Origin of the sequence: Arsenicibacter rosenii (genome assembly GCF_001870735.1) — a bacterium.
In the GTDB taxonomy this organism is placed as follows: Bacteria; Bacteroidota; Bacteroidia; order Cytophagales; family Spirosomataceae; genus Arsenicibacter; species Arsenicibacter rosenii.
Genome location: NZ_MORL01000005.1, coordinates 96,094 through 121,590, shown reverse-complemented (window position 1 = coordinate 121,590; position 25,497 = coordinate 96,094). Strand labels below are relative to the sequence as shown.

Annotated in this window: 20 protein-coding genes; 10 read left to right on the top strand and 10 right to left on the bottom strand. The window is 49.8% G+C overall.

Going from position 1 to position 25,497, the window contains the following annotated elements:
* Positions 1-103 precede the first annotated feature (103 nt).
* Positions 104-2,587, top strand: a complete 2,484-nt coding sequence (locus BLX24_RS11600; RefSeq protein WP_071503315.1) for a DUF7149 domain-containing protein — start codon at positions 104-106, stop codon at positions 2,585-2,587.
* 74 nt (positions 2,588-2,661) lie between these two features.
* Here BLX24_RS11600 and BLX24_RS11595 read toward each other — a convergent pair whose 3' ends face one another.
* Positions 2,662-3,582 carry a carbohydrate kinase family protein gene (locus BLX24_RS11595; RefSeq protein ID WP_071503314.1) on the bottom strand — a complete coding sequence of 307 codons (921 nt, stop codon included), beginning with the start codon at positions 3,580-3,582 and terminating at the stop codon, positions 2,662-2,664.
* A 5-nt stretch (positions 3,583-3,587) separates the two neighbouring features.
* The gene (locus BLX24_RS11590) at positions 3,588-4,892 is read right to left on the bottom strand and encodes an MFS transporter (RefSeq protein WP_229201775.1); all 1,305 of its coding nucleotides are present in this window, start codon (positions 4,890-4,892) and stop codon (positions 3,588-3,590) included.
* 266 nt (positions 4,893-5,158) lie between these two features.
* Here BLX24_RS11590 and BLX24_RS11585 point away from each other — a divergent pair, with 266 nt between their 5' ends.
* Together BLX24_RS11585 and BLX24_RS11580 are read left to right on the top strand one after the other, a co-directional pair.
* Positions 5,159-6,604: a BamA/TamA family outer membrane protein gene (locus BLX24_RS11585; RefSeq protein ID WP_229201773.1), complete on the top strand. Its 1,446-nt coding sequence runs from the start codon at positions 5,159-5,161 to the stop codon at positions 6,602-6,604.
* 270 nt (positions 6,605-6,874) lie between these two features.
* Positions 6,875-8,836: an SPFH domain-containing protein gene (locus BLX24_RS11580; RefSeq protein WP_071503312.1), complete on the top strand. Its 1,962-nt coding sequence runs from the start codon at positions 6,875-6,877 to the stop codon at positions 8,834-8,836.
* Positions 8,837-8,894: 58 nt separating this feature from the next.
* Here the strand turns inward: BLX24_RS11580 and BLX24_RS31670 are convergent, their stop codons facing one another.
* From BLX24_RS31670 to BLX24_RS11560, 4 genes are all read right to left on the bottom strand, one after another.
* On the bottom strand, positions 8,895-9,299 hold the full coding sequence (locus tag BLX24_RS31670; RefSeq protein WP_083421932.1) for an HNH endonuclease: 405 nt from the start codon (positions 9,297-9,299) through the stop codon (positions 8,895-8,897).
* Positions 9,296-9,532 (bottom strand): hypothetical protein, encoded by a 237-nt coding sequence (locus tag BLX24_RS11570; RefSeq protein ID WP_071503310.1) that lies wholly within the window; start codon positions 9,530-9,532, stop codon positions 9,296-9,298. The genes BLX24_RS31670 and BLX24_RS11570 overlap by 4 nt, the downstream gene beginning before the upstream one ends.
* A 77-nt stretch (positions 9,533-9,609) precedes the next feature.
* A complete protein-coding gene (locus BLX24_RS11565) occupies positions 9,610-11,097 on the bottom strand; it encodes an NADH-quinone oxidoreductase subunit N (RefSeq protein WP_071503309.1) in 1,488 nt (495 codons plus the stop codon).
* A 66-nt stretch (positions 11,098-11,163) separates the two neighbouring features.
* Positions 11,164-11,976, bottom strand: a complete 813-nt coding sequence (locus BLX24_RS11560; protein WP_071503308.1) for a TerC family protein — start codon at positions 11,974-11,976, stop codon at positions 11,164-11,166.
* A 398-nt stretch (positions 11,977-12,374) separates the two neighbouring features.
* On the opposite strand from BLX24_RS11560, the gene BLX24_RS11555 reads away from it, so the two are divergent.
* Together BLX24_RS11555 and BLX24_RS11550 are read left to right on the top strand one after the other, a co-directional pair.
* Positions 12,375-13,016 (top strand): response regulator, encoded by a 642-nt coding sequence (locus BLX24_RS11555; RefSeq protein WP_071503307.1) that lies wholly within the window; start codon positions 12,375-12,377, stop codon positions 13,014-13,016.
* Between the two features lie 31 nt (positions 13,017-13,047).
* Positions 13,048-13,467, top strand: a complete 420-nt coding sequence (locus BLX24_RS11550) for a hypothetical protein (protein WP_071503306.1) — start codon at positions 13,048-13,050, stop codon at positions 13,465-13,467.
* Between the two features lie 10 nt (positions 13,468-13,477).
* Here the strand turns inward: BLX24_RS11550 and BLX24_RS11545 are convergent, their stop codons facing one another.
* Positions 13,478-15,460 (bottom strand): tetratricopeptide repeat-containing sensor histidine kinase, encoded by a 1,983-nt coding sequence (locus BLX24_RS11545; RefSeq protein ID WP_071503567.1) that lies wholly within the window; start codon positions 15,458-15,460, stop codon positions 13,478-13,480.
* 226 nt (positions 15,461-15,686) lie between these two features.
* On the opposite strand from BLX24_RS11545, the gene BLX24_RS11540 reads away from it, so the two are divergent.
* From BLX24_RS11540 to BLX24_RS11530, 3 genes are read left to right on the top strand one after another with little or no spacing between them, the layout of a single operon-like run.
* The gene (locus BLX24_RS11540) at positions 15,687-16,022 is read left to right on the top strand and encodes a hypothetical protein (protein WP_071503305.1); all 336 of its coding nucleotides are present in this window, start codon (positions 15,687-15,689) and stop codon (positions 16,020-16,022) included.
* Positions 16,023-16,046: 24 nt separating this feature from the next.
* On the top strand, positions 16,047-17,546 hold the full coding sequence (locus BLX24_RS11535) for a Dyp-type peroxidase (protein ID WP_071503304.1): 1,500 nt from the start codon (positions 16,047-16,049) through the stop codon (positions 17,544-17,546).
* Between the two features lie 22 nt (positions 17,547-17,568).
* A complete protein-coding gene (locus BLX24_RS11530) occupies positions 17,569-18,939 on the top strand; it encodes a hypothetical protein (RefSeq protein WP_071503303.1) in 1,371 nt (456 codons plus the stop codon).
* A gap of 91 nt (positions 18,940-19,030) precedes the next feature.
* On the opposite strand, the gene BLX24_RS11525 is transcribed toward BLX24_RS11530, so the two are convergent.
* The 3 genes from BLX24_RS11525 to BLX24_RS11515 all read right to left on the bottom strand — a co-directional run bounded on the left by BLX24_RS11525 (position 19,031) and on the right by BLX24_RS11515 (position 23,579).
* Positions 19,031-20,092, bottom strand: coding sequence for an NAD-dependent epimerase/dehydratase family protein (locus BLX24_RS11525; protein ID WP_071503302.1), 1,062 nt, complete (start codon positions 20,090-20,092; stop codon positions 19,031-19,033).
* 84 nt (positions 20,093-20,176) lie between these two features.
* On the bottom strand, positions 20,177-22,120 hold the full coding sequence (locus BLX24_RS11520; protein WP_071503301.1) for a KUP/HAK/KT family potassium transporter: 1,944 nt from the start codon (positions 22,118-22,120) through the stop codon (positions 20,177-20,179).
* Positions 22,121-22,265: 145 nt separating this feature from the next.
* A complete protein-coding gene (locus BLX24_RS11515) occupies positions 22,266-23,579 on the bottom strand; it encodes an Nramp family divalent metal transporter (protein WP_071503300.1) in 1,314 nt (437 codons plus the stop codon).
* Between the two features lie 152 nt (positions 23,580-23,731).
* Here BLX24_RS11515 and BLX24_RS11510 point away from each other — a divergent pair, with 152 nt between their 5' ends.
* Together BLX24_RS11510 and BLX24_RS11505 are read left to right on the top strand one after the other, a co-directional pair.
* On the top strand, positions 23,732-24,385 hold the full coding sequence (locus tag BLX24_RS11510) for a metal-dependent transcriptional regulator (RefSeq protein ID WP_071503299.1): 654 nt from the start codon (positions 23,732-23,734) through the stop codon (positions 24,383-24,385).
* 15 nt (positions 24,386-24,400) lie between these two features.
* Positions 24,401-25,477, top strand: coding sequence for an LptF/LptG family permease (locus BLX24_RS11505; protein ID WP_071503298.1), 1,077 nt, complete (start codon positions 24,401-24,403; stop codon positions 25,475-25,477).
* The last annotated feature ends 20 nt before the right edge of the window (positions 25,478-25,497 follow it).

The window sequence follows — 25,497 nt, the reverse complement described above, 5'->3', positions numbered from 1 at the left end:
AACGATTTATCGTTGATTCAAACGCCCGGCCATTGTCGGGCGTTTGCTGTTTATCAGCCACTAAATCGCTTAAAACTTCGTTGGTTCCATGTAATTTTACAGCATGAGGCTTTCACTTCGCAAACCGGTACAACAGCTTTTTTGCACCTCAGGGCAGGCTTACGCCCGGGCTGGTGCGTTTGCTTTATTTCAGGAAGCCGCCCGGAAACTGGTGTCAAGGATCAGTGAAGACGAAACGGAATTATTCCAGCGCCGGATCATCACCGGTTTCGTTGAGGATATGCAACCTGACATAGTCTGGCGAAGTGAAACAGATGCAAACGGTGTATTGCTGCTGACAGAGGCTGCTACGCCGGAAGACCCCCCTGCCATATTGGTTGTCAAGCGGGCCTTCGGTGCCGAAATGATGACACCGCTGAAATCCAATGTTAAGGCGTTGCATGCCCTGATTCTCTCATGTTTTGAGCAACTGGAGACCGGCGGCAGACTGCCCGCAACCCTGGTCGTAACCGATGGCATTTCGTGGTTTTGGTTTGAGGCGGACGATATCCAGACCTATTTTATTGACCATCCGCGCCTCCGGCGTATTTTTCAGCTGAAACAGCAGGGGAAAAGTGAAACGCTGGTCTATGGGGAGATTGCGAGGACTATCCGCGAAATACAGGCCGATATTCCGGTTATCTACCTCAACCTGCGCGATCTGGTGTCAAGCCGGAAAGACGACACGGCTGATTGGGTGAGCGCCTTTTTGTTGTTCAGAAACCTCTATACAAGCCCGGCACCGGGAGACGTGGTCGATCCGGAGCTGGTAGAGGCACTGACGGCTATCCGCGAGGTAATACCGTCTGATTTTGCCAGGTGGTTTTGCCGGCTATTCTTTTTGCGGGCACTGGAATGTAAACTGGCGGCTATCGGGGCACCGGTTCCTACAGCGTTGGGTGAAATCCGGACTGACGATGATCTGACCGCTGTTCTGTATGTTTGGCAATCGATGCATCCGGCATTGCTGGCAGCAGATGCCGGAGCATCGCCGACTGTCAACAACCCGAAAGAACGCCATTCTCTGTCGGCAACAGACGCTGCGTCGCCACTTGTGCAGCTGGCACAGATCATGGCAGCCTGCGAATTTGTTGACGGTATGCCACCATCGGTTGTTGCAGATGACCGGTTTGTTATTTCGGCGGCCGGTATCGACTGGCTGTTAGCATGGGTAGCGCAAGAAGCCGGGGCATCGCTGGCAACCCGTCGGGCAGTAGCCCGTGCTGCCCTTCAGGAGGCGCTGCTTAAGAAGTTTAACGAATTCTTTGGCTGGACAACGGATCAGTTTTCGCAACTGCCGGAAAAACTGGTGCAGGTGTCGGCGTCTGATGCCCTGGAGGTGCTCCGGAGTCTGTCTGTTTGTGATGTCTATGCGGGTTCAGGCCGTTTTTTACAAATAGTCCTGCAGGAATTAGTACGGGCTCAGCATGCCCTGGGGCTGCTGGCCGACGGACAAGGGCAGTCGTTACATCACTACGCACTGGTTATTGCGAATGAGCAGTTACAACTGGCAACTCTGGATGGCGAACCGGTGTATTATCAGCTCACAGAACCGTTTGACCGGCATACTGAGCCACAACGTATCCGGAAAGCCTTGTTTGAGGCTAAAAAGGCGCTGATGGCATCCATACTGTACGGGGTAGTGCCGGATGATGCATGCCGGACTATTGCCCTGACCCGTTTGTCGCTGGAGTTGCTGATGGATATGTATGCCATAACTGATAAAAGGAAAGGCATAACGTGGCCCGCTTTTCCCAGCCTGACGTGGCAACTGCAAAGCGGTCATGCATTACATTACCAACTGGATTTATCATTGCCTTTGTTATATGGCGAGGAGGAACTGAGCGGGCGGCTGGAGCACTTACAGCAGCAGATGCAGCTATATCGGGGTAAGGAAACGGCCGCTGCCGAACGAAAAATCGCCCGGCAACTCGATGAATTCCGGCAGCATTTACAGGCACAGGCTGCCTCGGCTGACCGGCCGCTGCTTGACCGGCTAACACGTTTACAAGCGATTTATAGGCAGCGGTATGCCGGTAACCTGCTCTTTCCTGAGCAACTCACCCCGTCACAGCAAGCGGACCAGGAAAAGTTACAGCTGGAAATAGCACGGTTGACGAACCGTATCCGGCAACGTCAGACCGAAGATCACGACGGGTTTGAATGGCGCATTCGCTGGCCTGCCCGACTGGATCAGAACGGAGCGTTTAAAGGCTTTGAAATCGTTATCAGTCAACCGCCTGTCACTTCGCCGGATGTACCGGAAAACAAGCTGAATGGGTTTAAAACACAGTACAAAGCCGTGTATACCGGTAAAGCTCCTGCCTTCGTGTATTTTGTGTGGCTATCTGTGAGTCTATTGGCAGAAAAAAGTACGGCATGGCTCGTATTACCAGATGGTTGGGAGACTAAAGCCAGCACAAAAAAGCTTCAGAAGTGGCTGGCTGAGCAGAGCATGGTCAGGCCGGCTACTAGCGTTGGCACAGAAGCCACAGTTGGGGTAATCCGTGTGGAGAAACAACCGGCTGAACAATCGGTAAATGCATAACCGGTAAAGTATCCCATGGCGGGTCCGCCGACAGCATCATTTTGTCGGCGGACCCGCCATGGGATAAGCTGGGATTATGGAAGCTGCAGGCCGGTAGGCAGAGGACCTTTCCGGGTCAGTTTTTGTTCGGCAACCCATGCTGCTGCGTGTGCGCACTGCTCGGGTGTCCGGCCGCCGATCCATGCCGTTAAAAAGCCGGCCCAATAGGCGTCACCGGCTCCGGTTGCATCAATTACCTCGATGGGCTTTGCCTGAATCCGGACCTTTTCTTTTCCGTAATCATACGAAACCCAGCTGCCATCGCCGCCCAATGTCAGGCAGACCAATGCGGCGCCCATGTCGTGAAAATCGCCGATGATGCGTTCCGGCGTTTGCGGACTCCCATAAAGTCGGGCGGCATCATCTTCGCTTAGTTTAACCAGCGCATTGGCTGAGCAATAGCTTTTCAGGATACGTTTGGCACCTTCGCGGTCCGGCCAGATCGTTGGGGCGTAATTAGCGTCGATACTTACCTGGCAACCTGCTTTACAGGCACGTTGCGCCGCATCAACAATGGCATCCTGGGCGGGTTGCCGGCTGAGAGCAAAACAGGTCGTATGAAAAATAGACGCCTGAGCCAGCAATGTGTCCGGAATATGCTCCGGCCGGATCATGCGGTCGGCTTCCCGATAGGCAATGAAATCAGGCGTACCTTTTGTCCGTGATACAATGACAATGCTGCTGGGCGCTTCCGGGTCGCGGGCAATAAACTGCGTGTCGACACCGGCTTCGCCGACGCGTTGGGTCAGGTAAGTACCGAGATTATCGTCGCCGACGCAGGCAACAAGGGCGGCTTTATTGCCCAGACGCGCCATATTGGCCGCCATGTTTGCGGGGCTTCCGCCCTGATAGCGGTGATAGTCCCGTGTGTCAAAAAGGCTGTTGGCGACCTCGTGGCCAATCAAATCGACCAGAAGTTCACCAACAGCAATAAGCTGATAATTTCTGTTTTCCATTACTCTCAGTGGCCGCCTGCTCCGATGGGGAATGCTGCTTTTTCGCTTTTACTGTCTTCTTTCACCAGGAAACACGCCCCGGCCGCTAAAAATAAGCATACACCGCAAAGCACGAGCGCATTTCGCGGATCGCTGCCCAGGAGGCTATCGTATAGGAACGGAATCGTAATCATATTGACAATCTGCGGCACCACAATAAAGCCATTGAAGATGCCCATATACACCCCCATCCGTTCCTGTGGAACGGAGTTCGACAGCATGACATACGGCATCGACATGATTGAACCCCAGGCAAGGCCGACCAGTGTCATGCCGAATGCAAAAATGTTCTTGTCATTCGAGAACAGCATCGATACAAAACCCAGACCGCCAAGGACAAGGAACAGCGCGTGGGTTGCACGACGGCCGATTTTGTCTGAAATGGAGGGCAGCAGAAACGAAATGCCGAAGCAGCCGACATTGAATAAGGCAAAGCAAAGGTTACTCCATTTGGTACCTTCGGCAAAGCCGGGGGAACTGGTGCTGGTTGCATCGAACGAGTGCCGGGCAATGGCCAGTGACAGATACTGCCACATAAGGGGTAAGCCATACCAGGTAAAAAACTTTACCCACCAGAGCTGTTTCATGGTAGACGGCATTTCGCGCAGGGCGTGTACCACTTCGGTGAAAGCACCGGCAACCCCGCCGCCTTCACGCTTCTGGCGCTCAAATTCGGCCATGTCGTCCGGCGGATATTCATCGGTAGTATAGACTGTCCACAGCACCGCACCGACCATGGCAATGGCGCCAATGTAAAAAGAGTAGCGTACGAAGTCGGGAATGTTGTTGTTACCCGATGCCACCATCGTCAGGCCGAAAACGGGCAGAATATACGGCATGAGGTTCGCGAGGGTCTGACCAAAGCCCACAAAGAAACTTTGTACGGCAAAACCCATGGTCCGCTGTTCTACATTTAGCTTATCACCGATGAAGGCGCGGAAGGGCTCCATGGTTACATTCAGGCCCGCGTCCATGATCCACATCAGACTGGCAGCCATCCAGAGGTGGGTTGAATTAGGCATCAGGATCAGGGCAATACTGGTCAGGATTGCCCCCGTCAGGAAAAAAGGTTTCCGGCGACCCCAGCGCGGCGACCACGTACGGTCGCTGAGGGCACCAATAACCGGCTGAACCAGTAAGCCCGTCATCGGGCCGGCCAGCCAAAGGGCCGGAATGGCAGCTTCATCGGCATTGAGGTAGCGGAAGATAGGACTCATGTTGGCCTGCTGTAAGCCAAAGCCATATTGAATTCCAAGGAATCCGAAACTCATGTTCCAGATTTGCCAAAACGTTAGTCTGGGTTTGTTTTTCATCATTTACGGTGTAAAGCAGTTCAAACAGCTAAGCTGACAACTTCACAGATTGTTAGGTAGGAGAATACTGAACAAGTATACGAACCTGATTGCAGGATTTAAAGAAAAAGTACGCTAAAATTTAAAGAAAAGGTTATTTTTGATAAATACTGTAACCAAACGTAACTTGTGAAATGCTTTTATTTACTGCGTTATTCATTTGTGGGAATTTGAGGGTTGGAGGGTTGGCGGATACCGTACGTATAAAGGAAACAACACCTGTTTCGGCTATTGTACAGGAAACCCGGCAGGCCACGCCCGTAAACGATTCGCTGGTTATTGTCCGGTCGGTCAGGCTTACCGGTAATTTCCGGACCCGGACCCGTATTGTGCTGCGGGAAATGGCCGTGCACGTGGGCGATACCCTGCGTGTAAGTCAGCTGGCGGAAAAACTGACCTGGAGCCAGCGCAATATCAACAACACAAATCTCTTCGTTACCGTTGATGTGGATGCCTGTGTGACCAATCCCGATTTTGAATACAAGCCGGTGATACCGCCCGGCGCCATCCAGCCGGTCGATGTAGAAGTGGTGTTGAAAGAACGCTGGTATCTCTTTGCCTTTCCCGTTTTTGATATTGCCGACCGGAATTTTAATGAGTGGTGGTATGAGCGGGGGCGTGACCTGCGCCGGACCGTGTATGGCGGGTATCTGAGCCACCGGAACCTGACCGGCAACGGCGACCGGCTGAATGTAGCCCTTGAATCAGGGTTTACCCGGCGGGCCGCCCTGACTTACCAGCTGCCATATCTGGATAAGGCACAGCGGACCGGGATGCGTTTCGATCTGTCTTATTCAACAAACAAGGACGTTTCCTATCGTACGCAGGCTGATAAGTGGGTATATACGCGCGCTGAACGCACGTTACGGGAACGGTTTAATGCCGGCTTTACCCTAACCTACCGGAATAGCTTCTACAATTACAATGGGTTTGAAGTCCGCTATGTCCGCAACTGGATTGCCGATACGGTAGCCAGCCTAAACCCCGGCTACTATCTGGATGGCAATAATCACCAGCGTTATCTGTCGCTCAGTTACACCTATCGCTATGATAAGCGCGATAATGTAGCTTACCCGTTGAGAGGGAAAGTGTTTCAGGTATCGGTAGGGCAATCGGGGCTTTTTTCCGGGGCCAACTGGAGCGTGACCAGCCTGAATGCTGACTACAGCCGCTTTTTACCGGTAAGGGGGCCACTTTATTATGGAGTTGGTTTACAGGGGCAGCTCACACTCGGTAAGCGGCAGCCCTACAGCTCTTTACGCGGTATCGGTATTGGTCCGAATGTGATGCGGGGCTATGAACTCTATGTTATAGACGGGCAGCATATGGGCCTTATGCGGAACAGCCTGCGCTACCAGCTGTTCAACGTCCGTAAACAACTGTCCTGGGTGCCTGTCCGTCAGTTTAATACCCTGCCGCTTGCTGCTTACCTGACCTTATTCGGTGATCTGGGCTACATCCGCAGCAATGTAGCGGCGCAGTACGAAAGCCGGCTGGCTAATAAACTGTTGTATAGCACAGGGCTCGGTCTGGATGTGGTGACGTTCTACAATGTAGTAGGCCGGTTCAGTTATTCCGTTAACCGGCAGGGGCAGACCGGTATTTTCTTCAATGTAACGCGCTCGCTGTAGTTTACCATTCATCATGGCCCGGCTGCCAGTCCGGCCTGACGGGGGCCAGTCATCCTAATTTCGTGGAGGTGTGTTGGCGGGTCTGCTACTTTTGATCCGTCAATCAAGCACAACTGCCCTGCACCGATGTAGCCGCTCGCTAAAACACAGAGCCTCAGGCTCGTTTCTGATTCTCCGAATGCCGAATTTGCTTTTGCTCAAACAGTAATCACCGGATTACTGATCATTGTTGCGCGCACATTTTCCAACTAAACCACAAACACAATTACAATGGATTTTTTAGCCTTTGGCGGCATCCTGATCTGGTTGCCTGTCATTCTTATTGCCCTTGTGCTGTACAAATGGGTATTACGCTTTTTGTTCGGGATGGTCATTGTCCCGCAGGACCGGATTGGTCTGGTCACGAAAAAATACGTGCTGGTAGGCCCGAACCGGGAGTTACCCGACGGCCGGATTATCGCGACGAAAGGCGAAGCCGGTTATCAGGCGCAGACGCTGGCGCCTGGTTTATACTGGTGGATGTTTCCATGGCAGTATGGCGTCGATATGGAACCGTTTACGGTGATACCGGAAGGGAAAATCGGCTTAGTACTGGCGAATGACGGGGCCGAACTACCTACCGGTAATATTCTGGCCCGGAAAGTGCCCTGCGATAATTTCCAGAATACCGAACAGTTTCTGGCGAGTGGCGGGCAGAAAGGACGCCAGACCGGTGTACTGACGCCCGGAACATACCGCATCAACACCTATGCCTTTGCGGTAACGGTGGCGCCGATGACCGACATTAAGGAAAACATGGTCGGCATTATTACCACGCTGGATGGGGCTCCGCTGATGCCGGGGCAGATTGCCGGAAAACAGGTTGAGGGACATAATAACTTTCAGGATATTGACACATTTTTACAACATGGCGGTAATCGCGGCTTGCAGCCGCAGGTAGTTCTGGCGGGTTCTTATTACATCAATCAGTGGGCCGTACAGATTGAACAGATTCCGATGACACAGGTCCCGATTGGCCATGTGGGGGTGGTTATCTCCTATATCGGTGAAGAAGGGGAGGACCTGACCGGCGATACCTTTAAGCACGGGAATATTGTACAGAAAGGCTTTCGCGGGGTCTGGATGGAGCCGCTGGGCCCCGGCAAATATCCGGTCAATACATACACGATGAAAGTCGAAGAAGTGCCGACCACGAACCTTGTGCTGAACTGGGCCAATGCCCGGTCAGAAGCCCACGCACTTGACCGTAACCTGTCGACCATCACAGTCCGGTCGAAAGACGGTTTCCCGTTCAATCTGGACGTGGCGCAGATTATCCATATTCCGGCTAATGAAGCCCCAAAAGTAATTGCCCGTTTCGGGAGCATGACCAATCTTGTGTCGCAGGTACTGGAGCCAACCATCGGTAACTATTTCCGGAACTCAGCGCAGGATTCGGATGTGATATCGTTCCTCAGTACGCGTAAAGAGCGGCAGGAATCGGCCCGGGAGCACATCCGCAGGGTATTGGAAATCTATAACGTAAACGCCGTTGATACGCTGATCGGCGACATTGTGCCACCGGAAGCGCTGATGAAAACCCTGACCGACCGGAAGGTGGCGCAGGAAGAAGAAAAAACCTACGAAACACAGCGGATGGCGCAGGAAAAACGGCAGGGGTATGAACGGGAAACAGCCCTGGCCGAAATGCAGCGCGAAATCGTGAAGGCTCAGCAAAGTGTCGAAATTGCTGAGCGGACAGCCAATGCTTCGGTGAAGAAAAGTGAGGGTGAAGCCCGCAGTATGAAACTTCAGGTAGGAGCGGAGGCCGAGGCTACGAAGCTGCGCGCCGAGGCAGAGGCCGAAGCCACGCGCCGTCGTGCGGCCGCCGAAGCCGAGTCGACTAAACTCAATGCAGATGCCGAGGCCGAGCGTATTGCCAAAACCGGTACGGCCGAAGCGGAGAAGATTCTGGCCATTGGCCGCTCAACTGCCGAAGCCTACGAGTTGCAGGTGAAAGCCATGGGCGAAGAAAACTTTACGCGCTTTAAGATTACCGAAGAAATTGCCAGAGGACATATCCGCATCATTCCGGATGTGGTCATCAACGGCAGCGGCGGCAGCTCAACCGACGGGTCGCTGAGCGGTTTGCTGGGCATGAAGTTGCTGGAGTTGACGGAGACCCGTCAGCAAACGGCTGACATTCGCCGTGTCCCGATTGTACCGGCTTCGGAAAAGGAACCGAAAGAATAATATATCCACCCATTCTGGAGCGGGTTGGCCGGTCGGCAGCGATTGGTCAGCCCGTTTTTTATGGATACCGTCCTAACTGGATTAGTAGCTGTCTTAAAATCACTAAATCGGGATGATTAAACCGGAAGATTTTTATACTCGCAGTCCCTATTTTAGTGTGAGAAGCGATTAGCCCGTTAGTTACCTGATAATGCTCATCCCAATTGTCTGTTCTTGGATTAAACAGGCGGACAATATCATTCTCCAAAATAGTCGCAAAATCGGAACCTTTATGTTGGTTACAGTGAGGACAGGCAAGTGCAAGGTTGTCGAGGTCATTGCTACCGCCATGTTTAACCGGAATAATATGATCTATCTCAAAAGACAGAAATAAATCATCACTGTGAATACGACAGTACTCGCATCTTGAACCTGCACGTAATACAACCTGTTGCCGAACCTTTTCCGGAATAGATTGTCTCATTGATGTAAAATAAGCCGCGCTCTTGCTTTAGCAAGGCTGATGAAAATGTCCAGCCCTAAAAATCGTTCTAGTTCAGCGGATTCATCCGGCGTTATGCTACCTTCCTTTTTTTTAGAAATTAACGCCTCTACCTGAGCGGACATAGTAGATGAGGCTTTCAAATTAATTACTTTCTCTGGAGCCATCTGAGCAATCAGACTGGCAATATCTCCAAATGCTTCTGTTACACTCATGTATTTCACTTTGAGGGTCTACACAAATATACAACTATTGGAATGCGGATTGAATAGTGTATTTGCCTGATCCGGATTTAAAACCGTGCGATCCACTGGAGAAGTGACTCGGGTTTGAGGAAAAACCAGACGCTCAGCAGGGCCAGGCCGACAGCCAGGCCGGTCGCTATTGGTGAAACCGTTACAACAGGTGTCTCTTCAACAGGCGATGGCCGGAAAAAGAGCAGAAACGGAATTTTGAGGTAGTAAGCCAGCGAAATGACGGCATTCAGCAGACCCCAGCCAAACAGCAGGGCCAGCCATTTATTACCCGAAGCCTGAAAGGCTTCGTAAAGGGCCGAAAAGACCAGCAGTTTGGCCGTAAAGCCCACCGTGGGCGGAAGTCCCACCAACGCAATCATAACCACTGTCAGCGCAATGGACAGCAGGGGCTGACGGGCTCCTAATCCTGCCAGATCGGCAATGGCCAGGCGGCCGTTGTGTTGCCGGCTCAGTAAATCGATCAGGAAAAAGGCGGCCAGGTTGATGAACAGATAGGTGGCCATGTAAAAGGTTGTGGCTTCAAAACCGGTTTTGTTCAGGGCCACAATCCCCACAATCAGGAAACCGGCCTGGGCAATGCTGGAATAGGCCAGCAGGCGTTTGGCGTCGGTCTGCCACAAGGCCGAGAAGTTACCCAGCGTAATGCTGGCAATAGCCACAAACGCCAGCGGGCTCTGTATATCAAAGCCCAGAGCGGCATCGGGCAGGGCCGTAACGATACGCATCAGCACCAGCACAGTTGCCGCTTTTGGGGCAATTGAAAAGAAGGCCGCTACCGGAATCGGGGCGGCGTCATAGACATCGGGTGTCCAGACGTGGAAAGGCACCAGCGAAAGTTTGAACAGAAAACCCGCCATCGTGAGCAGTCCGACCGCCGCCACTACCAGCGGCTCGTTCCTGGCCAGCTCAATGCCGAAGGCAGGGCTGGTGATGTCGAGTGTGCCGGTGATGCCGTATAACAGCGACATGCCATAGAGCATAATGGCCGAACTGATGGCACCAAAGAGCAGGTATTTGATTCCGCCTTCGACGGCTTTGCGGGTTTTGGTAAGCGCCGTCAGCAGGTAGGAACTGATTGAAATTAATTCCAGGCTGAGATAAATCGACAATAGGTTGACCGACATCGTCAGCAAAAACGACCCGAGAACCGTGGCTAGCAAAAGCGGATACCATTCGGCCGGTAAACGGTCTTTCCGGTCCGGACTATCCGTAAGCTGATCGTAGCCGATAACGAGAACAGCGGCCAGTAAAACGATCAGTTTGTAAAAAGCGGCCTGATCGTCGGAGAACAGTAAGTGGAGAAACAAAAATCCCTGACGCGTGCCCTGAATGACCAGAAAACCGGCAATCAGTAAAAAAACGATGGTCAGACTGCTGAGCCAAAGGCGGACTTGCGCGGTTTTCAGGCGGAGCAATACCAACTCGGCAATCAGAATAGAACAAAAGGCAATAGTGAGCCACAACTCGGGCCGAAAACCACCGAGGCTGTTTAAAATGTCTTGTAGTTGGCTTAACAGCGGCAATGTATGACAAGTGAAACGTGAAAAACGAAGAGTGGTTTTTCTGCCACCACTCTTCGCCCACGAAAGTTAGAGAATACCTTCCCGTTTCGCCTGCTCTTCGTATCCGTGAAGTTGAACTGGTTTCTGCGATTTACGCAGCTTCATATTCAGGAATTCGACCATTAGCGAGAACGCAATGGCAAAATAAAGATATCCTTTCGGTACTGTACCAATTTCGGAGTTGAAAATAACAACTTCTGACAGGTGAGCCCCTTCGGCTATCAGCATAAAGCCGATCATAATCAGGAAGGCCAGCCCCAATACCTGAATACTCGGATGCTCATTGACGAACTTACCGACCGGGCCGGCAAAGAACATCATGATACCGATCGACAGAATTACGGACACGATCATGATCGTAATATTCTGGGTCAGACCTACGGCCGTCAGGATCGAGTCAATCGAGAATACGATGTTGATGATCGCGATTTGGGTAACCACACCCGAGATGGTGGCTTTACCGCCGGTTTGTCCGGGCTCCGGGGTTTCTTCGTGCCCTTCGAGCTTGTGGTGAATTTCGGTGGTTGCCTTATACAACAGGAACAGCCCGCCAACCACCAGAATAACGCTTTGGCCGGTGAAGCCGGCTTTGAACCAACCCAGGTCAACGTGTGTAAACGGCTCTGAGAGGGCAATCAGGTACGAAATACCGAACAGGAGCACTACGCGGAAAATCATGGCCAGCAGCAGGCCGATGTTCCGGGCTTTGGGCTGATCGCCGGCAGCAAGCTTATTGGCGGCGATGGAGATGAAAATGATGTTGTCGATACCAAGAACGATTTCCAGAAAGGTGAGCGTCAATAAACTGACAATGCCTTCGGCGGAAAAGAGATGGTCCATGTGTTTAGATGTTTCTTTATGAAAGGTTGAACGCCTTTTGTGTTGTTTGGACTGCAAACATCCGTTTAAATCGGATTGCCTGCAAACGTTTTAGATGAAAGAATCACCTGTAATGAAGAAAGGTTTGTTTATGGCCTGAGCGGTAAGGAGACCTCTGGTGGTAAACTATACTTACGTCTACGTTTCCTGTACCGTATATCCCCGAATTTGAGGATACAAAATCATAGAACTTCGGGAGGGAAAAACGCGGCATAAAGGTGGAGTTTTACAAAAAAAACAACTGTTATCTAACATACCCGGAGGATAAGGGTCCTGTTTGCTTTTGTTGATGTAACTATGGGATTGATCATTAACTATTAGTTTATCATCTTGCAAATCAATGAAATATATTCATCTTTATGCGCATTCTTGTTGCCGAGGATCATCGGATTTTACTGGACAGCCTTGCTTTGCTTTTAGCAAGTATCGAAGGCATTGAGGTCATGTCGAAACATACCAATGGCCGGCAGGTACTGACCGCCCTGGAGATTGAACCTGATATTGATTTAATCGTTTCTGACCTGCAAATGCCCGTTATGGGTGGTATCGAACTCACACTACAGCTACGGCAGCAGTTTCCGCACGTTCGTATCTGCCTGCTGACCGTTGCCGACGAGCCAAATGCGATTAAGGAGGCGATCCGGGCAGGAGCCGACGGGTATGTATTGAAAAGTGCCGAACGGGAAGAACTGGAAATGGCGCTGACCATGATCAGCAAAGGCGGTAAATTTTACAGCGACCAAGTGCTGAGGCTGCTGGCCAGTGAACCTAGTATAGAGTTCTCGCCTGATCTTGATAAACCGGCAACCATCACCTTAACCAAACGGGAACTGGATGTCTTACGGCTGATCGCGCAGGAGTATTCCGGAACCCAGATTGCCGATAAGCTCTTTATTGCCCCCTCGACGGTTGAAACACATCGCAAGCACCTGATGCAGAAGCTCGGCGTGCAGTCGACCATCGGTCTGGTGAAATACGCCATTAAATTTCAACTTATTTAAATAAATAATTCACTATTAACTCACTACAAAAATGCAAAACGAAGAAAATACGCAGGAAGAGACAAAACCAGAAGAAAAAGACGAAAAGTATGTTTATGTGAAGTTTCAAGGGCCTGCACGAATAGGAGTCGGCGAGAAAGGTATTTTAACCGCTACCTTACTTGATTATGATTCTTCAGGGAAAACGGTTGTGCTGCCATTGACCATTTCTTTCGCGGAAAATAACTATCCGGAAAACAAAGGTCAGAACAATGGCTGTTTTATTGATATTGAAAACTTAAGTCTGCATGCCCGACTAGAGGAGCATGTGGATTTTGATGCTTTCAGCAGACAATTTAGAGGCTCAGCCAGTAATCATATTTTAGAAAAGGTTGAAGGGGAGCAGTTGTTTTGTATGAATGCAACAAACCCTCCTACATGCAATAAAATTGAATCAGTACAGCAAGATTAACGGCACCATTTTACTCCTCCCCATTGACCTGAAACGTTTCAATGGGGATTTTTATATTTATCCAGGTCCCTTTTTCCAGAGGCTGTATAAAGGTAAGTATACCCCCTAATGTATCTAGCCTGGTTTGAATATTTTGTAAACCAATGCCCCGTTTAGGATGGTGCTGCCCCATGCCTATGCCATCGTCTCTGACTGATAAGTCGAGGCCTAAATTGCTTCTGATCAGGCTAATGATAATCCGGGTAGCCTGTGCATGTCTGATGGCATTGTTAATGAGCTCAAAGACAATGATATAAACATTGTACTCAATTTTTACAGGTAATCGGTCGTGAATACCAGTGATTGTCAGCGAAAACCGGAGTGGGGTACTCTGGTTAAGCTTATCAATCAGTGTTGTCAGCGTAGCGGGGAGTCCTTTTTGTTCGAGTTCGGCGGGTAGAATGTTATGAGAGATATTGCGTACTTCGGTGTAGGCGTTTTGAATGAGGTGTTTGACGTTTTGATAGATAGCTATTTCTGACTCAGGCAGATTTTTGGGGTTAATAGATTGCATACTCATATTTACAGCGCTGAGCAGACTGCTTAAGTTATCATGAAGCTCCAGCGCAACCCGCTTCCGTTCAATCGTTTGTCCTTTAAAAAGAGCGGCTTTTATTTCTTCGTTTTTCTGAATCAGTTCCAGGTTAGCATTGACCAGTTCTTTGGTGCGTTCGTCAACCCGGTTTTCCAGTGTTTGGTTAATGTCGGCCAGGTCTTTTCGGGCAGCTTCAATCAAAACCCGCTGCTGCTCGATTTCACGGTTTTTGGCCTGTAACCGTCTGTTGTTCCATAAGAGCAGAACTGCAAGTACAAGAATGATGATCAGGCCTGCCACAAGGCGTCTGTTACCGGATGCAAGCTGCTCGTTGTGGATTTCTGTTGAATAAAGCTTGTTTTGTTTCAGTAACAGTTCGTTCTGGCTTTGTTCATATTTATACTGAGCGCTCAGTCGTTCAATCCGTTGGTCGGTTGTTTCTTTAGCCAGACTGTCTTTCAGGACTATATAATGTTCATAGGCTGTGAGTGCGTTGCCCAACTGACCTGTGTTTTTAAAGATTTTATACCGTTGTTCTTCACTTTCAGCCAGTACTGTACCATTCCGTGTGTTTAGTGCAGTTTGTTTCGCTTGTCGGCAATAGTCCAGTGCCTGTGGCCATTGTTTCATACGAATGTACACGCCGGCAATATTGGCCAGAATATTAGCTTCTAAATTGGTACGGCCTGCAAGGTCAGTACCCCGTTGCTGGCGTATTACCAGCAATCCTTTTTTGTTGTAGGCAAGGGCTTGAGCCATATCCCCCATTTCTTTATAGACCCATCCGATTGCTTGTAACCCCTGGGCTTCATGCCACTGTAAGCGCTGCTTTCGGGCAAAGGAGTATAAGCTGTCATTGACTTTCAGCGCATCGGCCAAACGCCCTTGTTCACGATATATAGCGCCAAGGTCGTTGAGAATCGATGCCTGCGTATCGGCGTCAGGATGCTCACGTAAAACGACTAATCCCTGTTTACCAAACCTCAGGGCAACTTCATATTTCCCCAGTCCTAAGTACGCATGGGCTAATCCCCCGTATGACCGGGCTAGCCGTGTATACTGCTTTAATTTTTTGGCTAACGTCAGGGCTTTATAGTGTATGTCAATGCTTTGATAGAAGTTCCGGTTTGAGGAGTACAGATAACCGGCGTACAGATAGGCATATAGCAGGCCCCTGTCAAGCTTTTGGTGTTGACAGAATTTGATTAACTGATCGCTGTAATGCAACGAGGAATCCATGTTCAGCTCGTCATAGTAGATCATGAGCTCCTTCATGGTCAAATACAGAAGGGTATCACGGGTATGTCCGGGGCGTTGTTTGTGGAAGGTGGCTAAAACTCGTTTGAGACTGTCAGGACGGGGTGTTTTGGCAAATCCGTTGAGGGTCAGCAGGCAGAAAAAAAGTAACAGTTTTTTCATGAGCATGTGGGTTTCAGCAAACATACATGCTATCATTTATTTACCAAACAGAATATCCTTAAATTATAGGATATAAAATACTTATAATCAAGGATTAAGGTATGCAGGTAAGGTGATGAACTTTGAGGTAGAGTTACACAGCGGGTTTAGCGGCCTTCCGCCTTAATTGATACTACGTCAGGCGCTGATAAAAAACGGTACATTCTGCTTCTAACCTTTTATAGCTATGGATCAAATTTTAGTGAAACTGTTATTATACGGACTGCTCGGCCTGCTTGGGCAAGGCATTCGGGTGATTGTCGGGCTAAAAAAGCTACAGGAGAAATCCGTGGCTAATACGGCGGGAACGGTCAATGATGCCAAAGCTGAATTTGATCAGCACTTTGACAGCAAAAAAATATGGCTGTCGCTTTTTGTCGGATTTGTGGCTGGCTGCCTGGCCAGTTTATCACAGGATAATGAGCTGCCGACGAAAGAAGTACAACTGGCGATTATTACTGCCGGATATGCCGGTACCGATTTTATAGAAGGCCTGTTGAAAAAAGCTTTACCGAATCAGTAACTCCCAACGCAAACCATTGATCCCATGTTAAATCAATTTGACCCGCAACACCAGACCCTGCTCGAGGGCATTCAGGGCAATATCCTGAAATCACATGGCCGCCATCATACGGCTAACCTCTTTATCCGGTTTGCCGGGATGCCTGCATCAACACCTGAACTTCGGAAAGAGGCTAAAAAGTGGCTGAAAAACCTGGTGGAATCAGACACCGTAAAATCCGCTTATGAGCAACTTCGTACGAATGCGCTTTTCAAAGACAGCGGTGGCAAGATAGATACCGGACTTTTTGCCTGTATTCACATCAGCGCGGCTGGTTATCGGTTTTTGTTTGCGGACGATCCTGATTTAGATACTAAGCTGGTTTCAATTGATCCATCGTTTGCCATCGGTATGAAGGCACGCGTCGCTGAACTTAGTGATCCGGAGATCAATCAGTGGGAGGCTGGCTTTCAGCGTGATATTCATCTCATGCTACTACTGGCACACGCTAATCCGGAAGAACTGGATGTAGCGGTAGCAGCCGTTCAGGAAGATATTCAGTCGTTTGGTATTGTGGCAACCATTGAAACAGGAGAAGCAATCTTTAATGATGAAGGGGCAGGCATTGAGCACTTCGGATATGTTGACGGTGTCTCGCAACCTTTATTTTTTGAAGACGAGTGGAATGCCTATAAGGAAAACCATGGTATTTTTAAAAGTGACGATGAACTGAAGAATACCGCACTTATAAAATTTGACCCGCGGGCAGACATTGAGCTTGTCTTAACACAAGATGTCTTTGCGAACGACAAACACGCCTTGGGTAGCTGTTTTGTTTTCCGGAAACTGGAGCAAAACGTAAAAGGCTTCAAACAGGCCGAAGCAGATTTGGCAACCGGGTTAGGTTTGACAGATGAGGATCGGGAGCGGGCCGGTGCCATGCTGGTAGGCCGTTTTGAAGATGGAACGCCGGTTGAGGTTCGTGGCGAAGAGAAACTGATTCATGGGGCGGTATTTAATAATTTTGATTATGACCCGGCTGATGCATCACGCTGTCCCTACCATGCACACATCCGTAAAACCAATCCGCGATCTGGTATGCCTGCCGGTGCTGGTGGCATGCAACAGTCAAAGACACATATTATGGCTCGACGCGGCATTCCGTTCGGTAAGCGGAATGATGATCCGAATGACGGTATCATTTTTACCAAACCTGAAAAAGAGGTTGGCTTGTTGTTTATGAGCTATCAGGCAAGTATTGCCAATCAGTTTGAATTTATTCAGCGCTCCTGGGTAAATAATGAAGGCTTCCCGAACTTCAACCCCGATCCGCAGCATGCAGATGGTATTGATCCGGTTATCGGTCAGGGAAAGGGAAGCCGCGAAGGCGTATTATTCACCCAATGGAGTAATCCTGCCAGTGATAAACGAGCCTCATTCGGGCAGTTTGTGCACCTGAAGGGGGGCGAATACTTCTTCACTCCGAGTATGCAGTTTTTGAAAACTATCTTACCCCCTTGTTCATCAATTGAACTCCCTGCCTAAGTGCAGACAATTCTTGTATGCCATGAAAAAAATATTGTTATCCATATTCCTTATCTGCTACACGATTCTGTACGCATCAGGGCAATCATATGACTTCCAATCGCAGAGGTTCCAGAACATAGGACCTGTAAAAAATGGTAGTAGGGTTGTCTTTAAGGTAGAGAATATTAACACATTTCGCTATAAGGTAAACATAGAAGGTGCTAACGTGATATATGTAACATCAGTGCCTGTTGTGTTACAGCAATTATTCGGGCTTGAAGAATCGACGGAAAAAGCCGCTAAAACAACGGAAGGGGTTGCTGAAGCCACGGGTGCGAAAGAAGATATGGCAAGTCTTGCCAATAGCCTGGCTGGAGTGGCACCTGCTGCCGGTTTAAAGCGGGAAATGGATGTGTTGGTGAGTCTATGCAAAACTTTCATTGATAAGGCGTCGGCGGTTAATAAGATTATACTCAGAAGAAACGAGTTAATCATGGTCTCAAAACAAAAATGGCAAACCCATACTGATTTGTTGAGTGCAATGCCAGGTCCTGCTTTCTCCATAAGTAGTATGCACAACAGTATTCAGGAGTTCTGGAATACATATCAGACAGCCGAAACGCAATATGAAATAGCACTGGAAGAGGCTAAAGCTACTCCGTCTGAGGCGGATGATAAACGTATTGCAATGGCGCTGGAACGTTTTGAAGAAGGCTATCACAAAATAAATGATGACGAAAACCTGCTGAAAATGGCCAAAGATGTAGCCGTCTTACAAAACACACTGATCAATCCGGCAAATTTTATGGTAAGTTCGGCTCCTATCCAGGCAACGGGCGACTTTTTGACGTTTAAAGTTACGATAGAGCCCGTGGAGACTAATGCATTATTGCCCTACGAAGCTAAGCAGGTGGCAGAAGTTGAGATTCCGGTAAAAAGTGGATTGAAGATTGATTTCAGTGTAGGACCGGCGTTTTCTTTCGGCAGGAGAGCAAATTCTGAAAGTTATACGTTAACTGCAGTTGAAAGTAATACCTCGTTGAATACACTGAGAGATGCCACAACACAAAACAAAGTGGTGCCCGGGTTAGCGGCCATGATGCATATGTGTAGCCGGATAGGCAAAAACTTAGCAGTCGGCGGTATGTTTGGGGTTGGGACGAACTTTACAACGGATAATATCAAGGTGAGTTATTACGTCGGAATCTCGGCCGTTTTAGGAAAAGCGCAAAAGCTGATATTTAGCGGGGGAGCGAGCTTATTATGGGTAGATAAGCTAAAGGATTACTATAAAGCGGGAGATAGCTATGATCGTTCGCTTTCTACGGCTGATTTTGTCGAAAAAGTCTATCGTTTTTCTCCTTTTTTGTCTATTTCCTACAATCTTGCTAAAAAGGAGCCAGGAAATTAGGGGACTTTGGGGTTATTCAGGAAGACGAATTGATCGTGTGCTGCTTTGCAAAATAAGATCAATTCGTCTTCTACAACTACGTAAGAGCCGATTACTTTAAAATCGGCTCCAGCGCCGCGCGGTTTTCGTCGAGCCACGCGTGAATATCGGTGACGATCTCTTTGATACCGAGTTCGGGCTTCCAGCCGGTCAGGGCCGTAACCTTCGTATTGTCTGTGACGTACAACCGGATGTCGGCCGCCCGGTTTTCGGTTACCGATTTGATCGGGATGGTTTTACCCGTTACTTCCTGGCAGATTTGCGTCAGTTCCTGTAGCGAAGCACTGCTCTCAACACCGCCACCGGCATTCAGAATTTCACCGTTGATCGCGTCGATGTTGTGCAGCTGCCAGTCGATCAGGCGGTACAGGTCGGCTACGTGGAGCATGTCGCGGGTTTGTTTGCCCGTTCCGCCGTATCCGATGTAAGCCAGCGACTGTTCGAAATAATGCTTGGCAATCCAGAGTACCATGACGCCCTGATCTACTTTCCCCATTTGCCACGGACCCGTGATCACACCACACCGGTTGATGACCGTTTTCAGTCCGTAAAACTCATTGTATTCCTGAATCAGTAACTCCGAGGCCAGTTTCGTAGTACCGTATAGCGAACGCGCGCCGTCGAGCGGGAAATTTTCGGCAATACCTTTCGAAGAAACACCCGGCACCGGCTGATCATCTGTCAGTACAAAACGGGTATCCGCCTCTGAATAATTCAGGGTTTCAATCGTTTTGATCGGATAAATCCGGCTGGTCGACAGGAAGATAAAGTTGGCTTTATGCTTCAGGGCGTAGTTCAGGCAGTTGACCGTACCAAACAGGTTGGTGTTGATGAGATAGTCAGGGGTACCGTCCAGACCCGCCAGTACCGACGGTTCGGCCGAGGCTTCAATGACTGTGTCAACTGCCGGCAGTGAGTCAAAATCTTCTTTGCTCCGGATGTCGCCGTGCACAAACTCAACCCCGGCCTGTTTCAACCGCGCGATATTCAGCTCAGAGCCGCGGCGCTTCAGGTTGTCAAGCGCAAAGATCTGATAGTCGGGGTAATTTGTTTTCAGCGAGATCGCTAACGAAGAGCCCACAAACCCGGCCCCACCTGTGATTAGAATTTTCATACGATTATTGGGCAATTGAGCAATTGAGCGATTGAGCGAAAATGGTTTACCAGGTCACTCAATCGTTCATTCACTCAATCACAATTAGCTTTGGATGCGTTTGAGTTTAACATTTTCGACAGGGCGGATGATAAGCGGCACTTTCTCGATCTTCACGGAGCTGCTGTCGAGCCCGAACCAGCGGTCTTCCGACGTTGTAAAACTCTTGATAAAGAAATAAAGATTCATGATGATCTGCTCGCTCCACGGCAGGTCGTTTTCAAAAGAGAGGAATTTCTCCAGTACCACAAACCGGAAATCGCCAATGACGTTCTGACGGCTCAGCGACTCATACCGGCTGGTAATGTCTACCTCCTTGTTCCGCACCATGTCTTCGATTACTTTCCGGAAGAAGAGGTTAATCCGCTGTTCGACCCGGAAGCCCAGCCGGAAAGTGACCTTATAGGCATCGTCGGGTGCCAGAGTATTGACTTTATACTCCATCGTATACGGATCGTCGGTTGTATCAACGTGGACAAACCAGTAAATATCGGCCCGTTTCGGCCGTTTCTGGAAGATGGAGTAAATGATTTTTGACTCGATTTCCGATTGCCGGGCAGCGTTGCTCATAAAGACCAGGTGCGTCGCGTATTTCGGAATGCTGATGTCGCGGCTCAATTCCTTGATGGTCTGCAGATAGCTGTCAATCCGGACATATTCGGTCAGACGCAGCTTAATCTGGAACGAGCGCAGCCAGATGTACATGACGGCAGCAATCGTGGCCCCGATCACCAGCGACACCCAGCCGCCGTGCGGGAACTTAATCAGGTTGGCTACCAGGAAAGAGCCTTCAATAGACAGATAAACGGCCAGGAACAGGACAATGCCCCAGGCTTGAAACTTCTTCACATAGAGGTAGTAGGCCGTGAGCAGGGTCGTCATCAGCATGGTCAGTGTGATGGCCAGACCATAGGCCGCTTCCATGTTCGATGATTCGCGGAAATAGAGCGTAATGCCGACGCAGCCCATCCACAGTAACAGGTTTACGCTCGGTACATATAGCTGTCCTTTCTGAACGGACGGATACCGTAACCGTACTTTAGGCCAGAAATTCAGGCGGATGGCTTCGCTGATGAGGGTAAACGAACCGCTGATCAGGGCCTGGCTGGCAATAACGGTGGCCGATGTTGCAATAACGATCCCGAAGATCAGGAACCATTCCGGCATCAGTTCATAGAGCGGAATCCGGCCGTTTAGGTTTTGACCGTTTTGGGTAATCAGCCAGGCGCCCTGACCAAAATAGTTGATCAATAAACAGATTTTGACAAATACCCAGCTTACCCGGATATTGCCCCGGCCACAGTGACCCATATCCGAGTAAAGTGCTTCGGCCCCCGTCGTACAAAGAAATACCGAGCCTAACAGCCAGAACCCTTCCGGATGGCCGGTAAGCATTTTGTAGGCATAGTAAGGGTTGAGCGAATACAGAATGGTAGGGTCATCGAAGATGTGTATGACACCCAGCGTGGCCAGCATAGAAAACCAAACCAGCATGATCGGGCCGAATGCCGTACCGACAACGCTGGTCCCAAAGGCCTGAATCAGAAACAGGAATGTCAGAATGCCGATAACGATTGGTACTGTCGGAATATCAGGATAAAGAATTTCGAGACCTTCGACAGCGGAGGAGACGGAGATCGGCGGGGTAATGATGCCATCTGCCAGGAGCGCGGCTCCGCCGATCATGGCCGGTACCGTGAGCCAGCGGGCATGTCGCCGAACGAGCGCATAGAGTGCAAAAATACCACCTTCACCACGGTTATCGGCCCGTAAGATCAGGACCACATACTTGATGGTTGTCAGCATGGTAAGTGTCCAGAAGATGCAGGAGACGGCGCCCCGGACCACATCTTCATCAACAACATTGTTTGGCCCGACAATGGCCCGGAGGGTGTACAGTGGGGAGGTACCGATGTCACCGTAAATGATGCCCAGCGCAACCAGAATGCCCGCGCCCGATACGGTATCTAAATGTCTTTTATCTTCCATATTAGCGGATAGAGCCGGTCCCTGAATTGGTTAGGGCTACTGAAAAACGGGGCAAATATAGAGTTTGTTTAGATTATTAGAACGGGAAAGGGCGAAAGAGTATGTACAGGGGGTCTATTTTCTGTATGTCAATGTGTTGTTTGGCTTAAAAAAGGGTTTGCCAGAGCAAATACCCGTTCAGAACGATAATCACAACGGCGACAACCCACGCGATTACGGTCATCCATTTCGGATTGACGAACTCGCCCATTTTCAGGTGGTTACCCGTAAACTGAACGAGAGGAACTACCGCAAAACTCAGTTGCAGCGACAGGATAACCTGGCTGAATACCAGCAGTTCGGCCGTCCCTTTTTCGCCGTAAAGCAGGGTAATAACAAGGGCCGGAACCACAGCAAGCAAGCGCGTAATCAGCCGCCGCAGCCACGGTTTCAGCCGCAGATTCAGGAAACCTTCCATCACAATCTGACCCGCCAGCGTACCCGTCAGTGTCGAATTCTGACCCGATGCCAGCAAGGCTACCGCAAACATAATACTGGCCAGCTTAACCCCCAGCAGCGGGTCAAGCAAGTGGTAGGCGTCGGTAATATCGGCAATGTGCTGGTTACCGCTGGTATGAAAGGCCGCCGCCGACAGGATCAGAATCGCCGCGTTGATAAAAAACGCCAGGAGCAGCGAGACCGTTGAGTCGATAGTCGCGAATTTGATGGCTTTCCGCCGTCCGTCAACCGTCCGGTCGTAATCACGGGTCTGTACGATACTCGAATGCAGATACAGGTTGTGGGGCATTACGGTGGCACCCAGAATGCCGATTGCGATGTAAAGCATACCCGGGGTTGTTACGACTTCAGGGCGAGGCAGCAGACCACCGGCAATTTGTTGTAGGTCGGGCTTTGAGACGTAAATTTCGTATGCAAAGCAAAAGAAAATCAGGAAAATAAGACCGGCAACGATGCTTTCAATCACCCGGAAGCCTTTGTGTTGCAGGTAGAGCATCAACAGCACATCCAGTACGGTAATGCTGACACCGATAGAAAGTGGTAAGCCGAAAAGCAGGTTTAGGGCAATGGCAGAACCAATCACCTCGGCCAGGTCGGTAGCGGCAATGGCGATTTCGGCCAGCAGCCAGAGGATGATGGATACCGGTTTGCTGAAACTGTCGCGGCAGGCCTGCGCGAGATCCCGACCGGTAGCAATACCGAGTTTAAGGGCCAGATGCTGAAGCAGAATGGCAAACAGGTTGGAAATCAGAATAACTGACAGCAGCTTATAGCCGTACCGGGCGCCGCCGGCAATGTCGGTGGCCCAGTTCCCGGGGTCCATATACCCAACGGCAATCATCAGCCCGGGTCCGAGATAAGCCATCAGTGTCTTGAGAAACCCTGCATTCCGGGGAACCCGAATCGTACTGTGCACATCTGGCAACGAATGCATGGCATTATCTTGCCGCCAAGGTTTCATAGAGGTAAATACTAACTTTTAGAGTGCTTACGAATAATTGTCCGAAATATAGAATATTAAATTTAGACGCGCCTAAATTTTTTGTATGATTTTCTTAAAAACTAACTTTGTCAGCGAATTGTTTCAAAACGTTCCTAAGCAAGTAACAACCAATGCATTCGTTCACCGAAGAAAATTATTTAAAAATCATCTATGCCCTGTCGACGCGGCAGAACGGCGAGGTTACGACCAACGCCCTGGCAGAGATGACGGCAACCAAAGCAGCTTCGGTGTCGGATATGCTCCGCAAACTGGCGGATAAGCAGCTGATTCATTATAAAAAGTACCAGGGCGTACGGCTGACGGCAGAAGGCGAGCGGCAGGCCTTGCGGGTAATCCGTCGTCATCGGCTGTGGGAAGTGTTTCTGGTGCAGAAACTGGGCTTTGGCTGGGATCAGGTACACGATATTGCCGAAGAACTGGAACACATCCGGTCGGAGGAGCTGGTTTCGCGCCTGGATACCTTTCTGGGGAGCCCGCAATTTGACCCGCACGGTGACCCTATCCCAACCCCCGCCGGAACGATGCCTCAAATCGAATACCGTAAGCTGTCGGATGTCAGCGTAGGCGAGGAGGTAACCATCATGGGCGTCCTCGAACACTCGCCTGAATTTCTGCAACACCTCGACCGGAGCGGCCTGACATTGGGCTGTGCTGTTAAAGTTTCTGAAATAAGTTCGTTCGACAAGTCGGTTCAGGTGCACTTATCCAGCGAAAAATCGTTATTTGTCAGTTGCGAAGTAACGAGAAACCTCTTAGTCAATTAGGCTGATACACAATTCATGAAATTATTAGACTGGTATATACTCAAGCGTTTTTTACAAACGTATGTCTTTGTGGTGTTTGTGATTGTGCTGGTTGTTGTCATGATCGACTACACCGAAAAAATCGAAGATTTCCGGCAGCATAATGCCCCGTTCAGCAAGATTGTTTTTGACTACTACCTGAATTTTATACCCTATTGGGCGAACTACATCAGTCCGCTTATGGTCTTTATTGCCACGGTTTTTCTGACCTCACGGCTGGCTGCCCGTACGGAGATCATTGCTATTCTGAGTAGCGGGGTCAGCTTTGTGCGGCTGCTGGTACCTTACCTGATCGGGGCGCTGGTGCTGAGTGTTGTGACCTATTTCATGGTTAACTACCTCATTCCGAAGGCTAACAAGGTACGGATTGCCTTTGAATTACAGTATACCAAAGACCCGTATAACTTCTCGGGCCGGAACGTGCACATCAAGATCGCCCCGGATGTATATGCGTATCTGGAAAGCTACAACAACTACAACCGTACCGGCTATAAATTTACGCTGGAACGGATTGAAGGCAATCAACTGAAACAGAAACTGACCGCCGACCGTATTGAGTGGGACACCACCCGCCGGAAATGGGCAATGTATGACTATCAGATCCGGACAATCGATGGTATCAGGGAAACACTGCAACCGGGTACCCGCGCCGACACAACGCTGAATCTGAAACCGTCTGATTTTGAGAACGACTTCAACCTGTTCGAAACCTTTACCTTGCCGGAGCTCAACAGTTATATTGATTTGCTCCGGAGCCGTGGTGCCGACGGACTCGAAATTTATCTGCTCGAAAAATACGCCCGTGATACCCGGCCACTGGCCATTGTGATCCTGACCGTTATCGGCGTAATTGTGTCAGCCCGGAAAAGCCGGCGCGGGGTCGGCTGGCAGGTAGCCCTTGGGTTCTTTCTGGCCTTCGTTTATCTGCTGTTTTTCATGCTGGCCAAGGGCGTGGCCCAATCGGGGAATATGGACCCCTTGCTGGCGGTCTGGCTGCCTAATATTGTATTTACCTTCATTGGTGTAGTTTTGTACAAAACAATTCCAAGGTAACTCCTTTGTGCGGAGTGGCT

What these genes read in the sequence shown, in the direction of transcription:
- BLX24_RS11600 (WP_071503315.1), top strand. Translation starts at nt 104, where the DNA reads ATGAGGCTTTCACTTCGCAAACCGGTACAACAGCTTTTTTGCACCTCA.
- BLX24_RS11595 (WP_071503314.1), bottom strand. Translation starts at nt 3,582, where the DNA reads ATGGAAAACAGAAATTATCAGCTTATTGCTGTTGGTGAACTTCTGGTC.
- BLX24_RS11590 (WP_229201775.1), bottom strand. Translation starts at nt 4,892, where the DNA reads ATGAGTTTCGGATTCCTTGGAATTCAATATGGCTTTGGCTTACAGCAG.
- BLX24_RS11580 (WP_071503312.1), top strand. Translation starts at nt 6,875, where the DNA reads ATGGATTTTTTAGCCTTTGGCGGCATCCTGATCTGGTTGCCTGTCATT.
- BLX24_RS31670 (WP_083421932.1), bottom strand. Translation starts at nt 9,299, where the DNA reads ATGAGACAATCTATTCCGGAAAAGGTTCGGCAACAGGTTGTATTACGT.
- BLX24_RS11570 (WP_071503310.1), bottom strand. Translation starts at nt 9,532, where the DNA reads ATGAGTGTAACAGAAGCATTTGGAGATATTGCCAGTCTGATTGCTCAG.
- BLX24_RS11560 (WP_071503308.1), bottom strand. Translation starts at nt 11,976, where the DNA reads ATGGACCATCTCTTTTCCGCCGAAGGCATTGTCAGTTTATTGACGCTC.
- BLX24_RS11555 (WP_071503307.1), top strand. Translation starts at nt 12,375, where the DNA reads ATGCGCATTCTTGTTGCCGAGGATCATCGGATTTTACTGGACAGCCTT.
- BLX24_RS11550 (WP_071503306.1), top strand. Translation starts at nt 13,048, where the DNA reads ATGCAAAACGAAGAAAATACGCAGGAAGAGACAAAACCAGAAGAAAAA.
- BLX24_RS11545 (WP_071503567.1), bottom strand. Translation starts at nt 15,460, where the DNA reads ATGAAAAAACTGTTACTTTTTTTCTGCCTGCTGACCCTCAACGGATTT.
- BLX24_RS11540 (WP_071503305.1), top strand. Translation starts at nt 15,687, where the DNA reads ATGGATCAAATTTTAGTGAAACTGTTATTATACGGACTGCTCGGCCTG.
- BLX24_RS11535 (WP_071503304.1), top strand. Translation starts at nt 16,047, where the DNA reads ATGTTAAATCAATTTGACCCGCAACACCAGACCCTGCTCGAGGGCATT.
- BLX24_RS11530 (WP_071503303.1), top strand. Translation starts at nt 17,569, where the DNA reads ATGAAAAAAATATTGTTATCCATATTCCTTATCTGCTACACGATTCTG.
- BLX24_RS11525 (WP_071503302.1), bottom strand. Translation starts at nt 20,092, where the DNA reads ATGAAAATTCTAATCACAGGTGGGGCCGGGTTTGTGGGCTCTTCGTTA.
- BLX24_RS11520 (WP_071503301.1), bottom strand. Translation starts at nt 22,120, where the DNA reads ATGGAAGATAAAAGACATTTAGATACCGTATCGGGCGCGGGCATTCTG.
- BLX24_RS11515 (WP_071503300.1), bottom strand. Translation starts at nt 23,579, where the DNA reads ATGAAACCTTGGCGGCAAGATAATGCCATGCATTCGTTGCCAGATGTG.
- BLX24_RS11510 (WP_071503299.1), top strand. Translation starts at nt 23,732, where the DNA reads ATGCATTCGTTCACCGAAGAAAATTATTTAAAAATCATCTATGCCCTG.
- BLX24_RS11505 (WP_071503298.1), top strand. Translation starts at nt 24,401, where the DNA reads ATGAAATTATTAGACTGGTATATACTCAAGCGTTTTTTACAAACGTAT.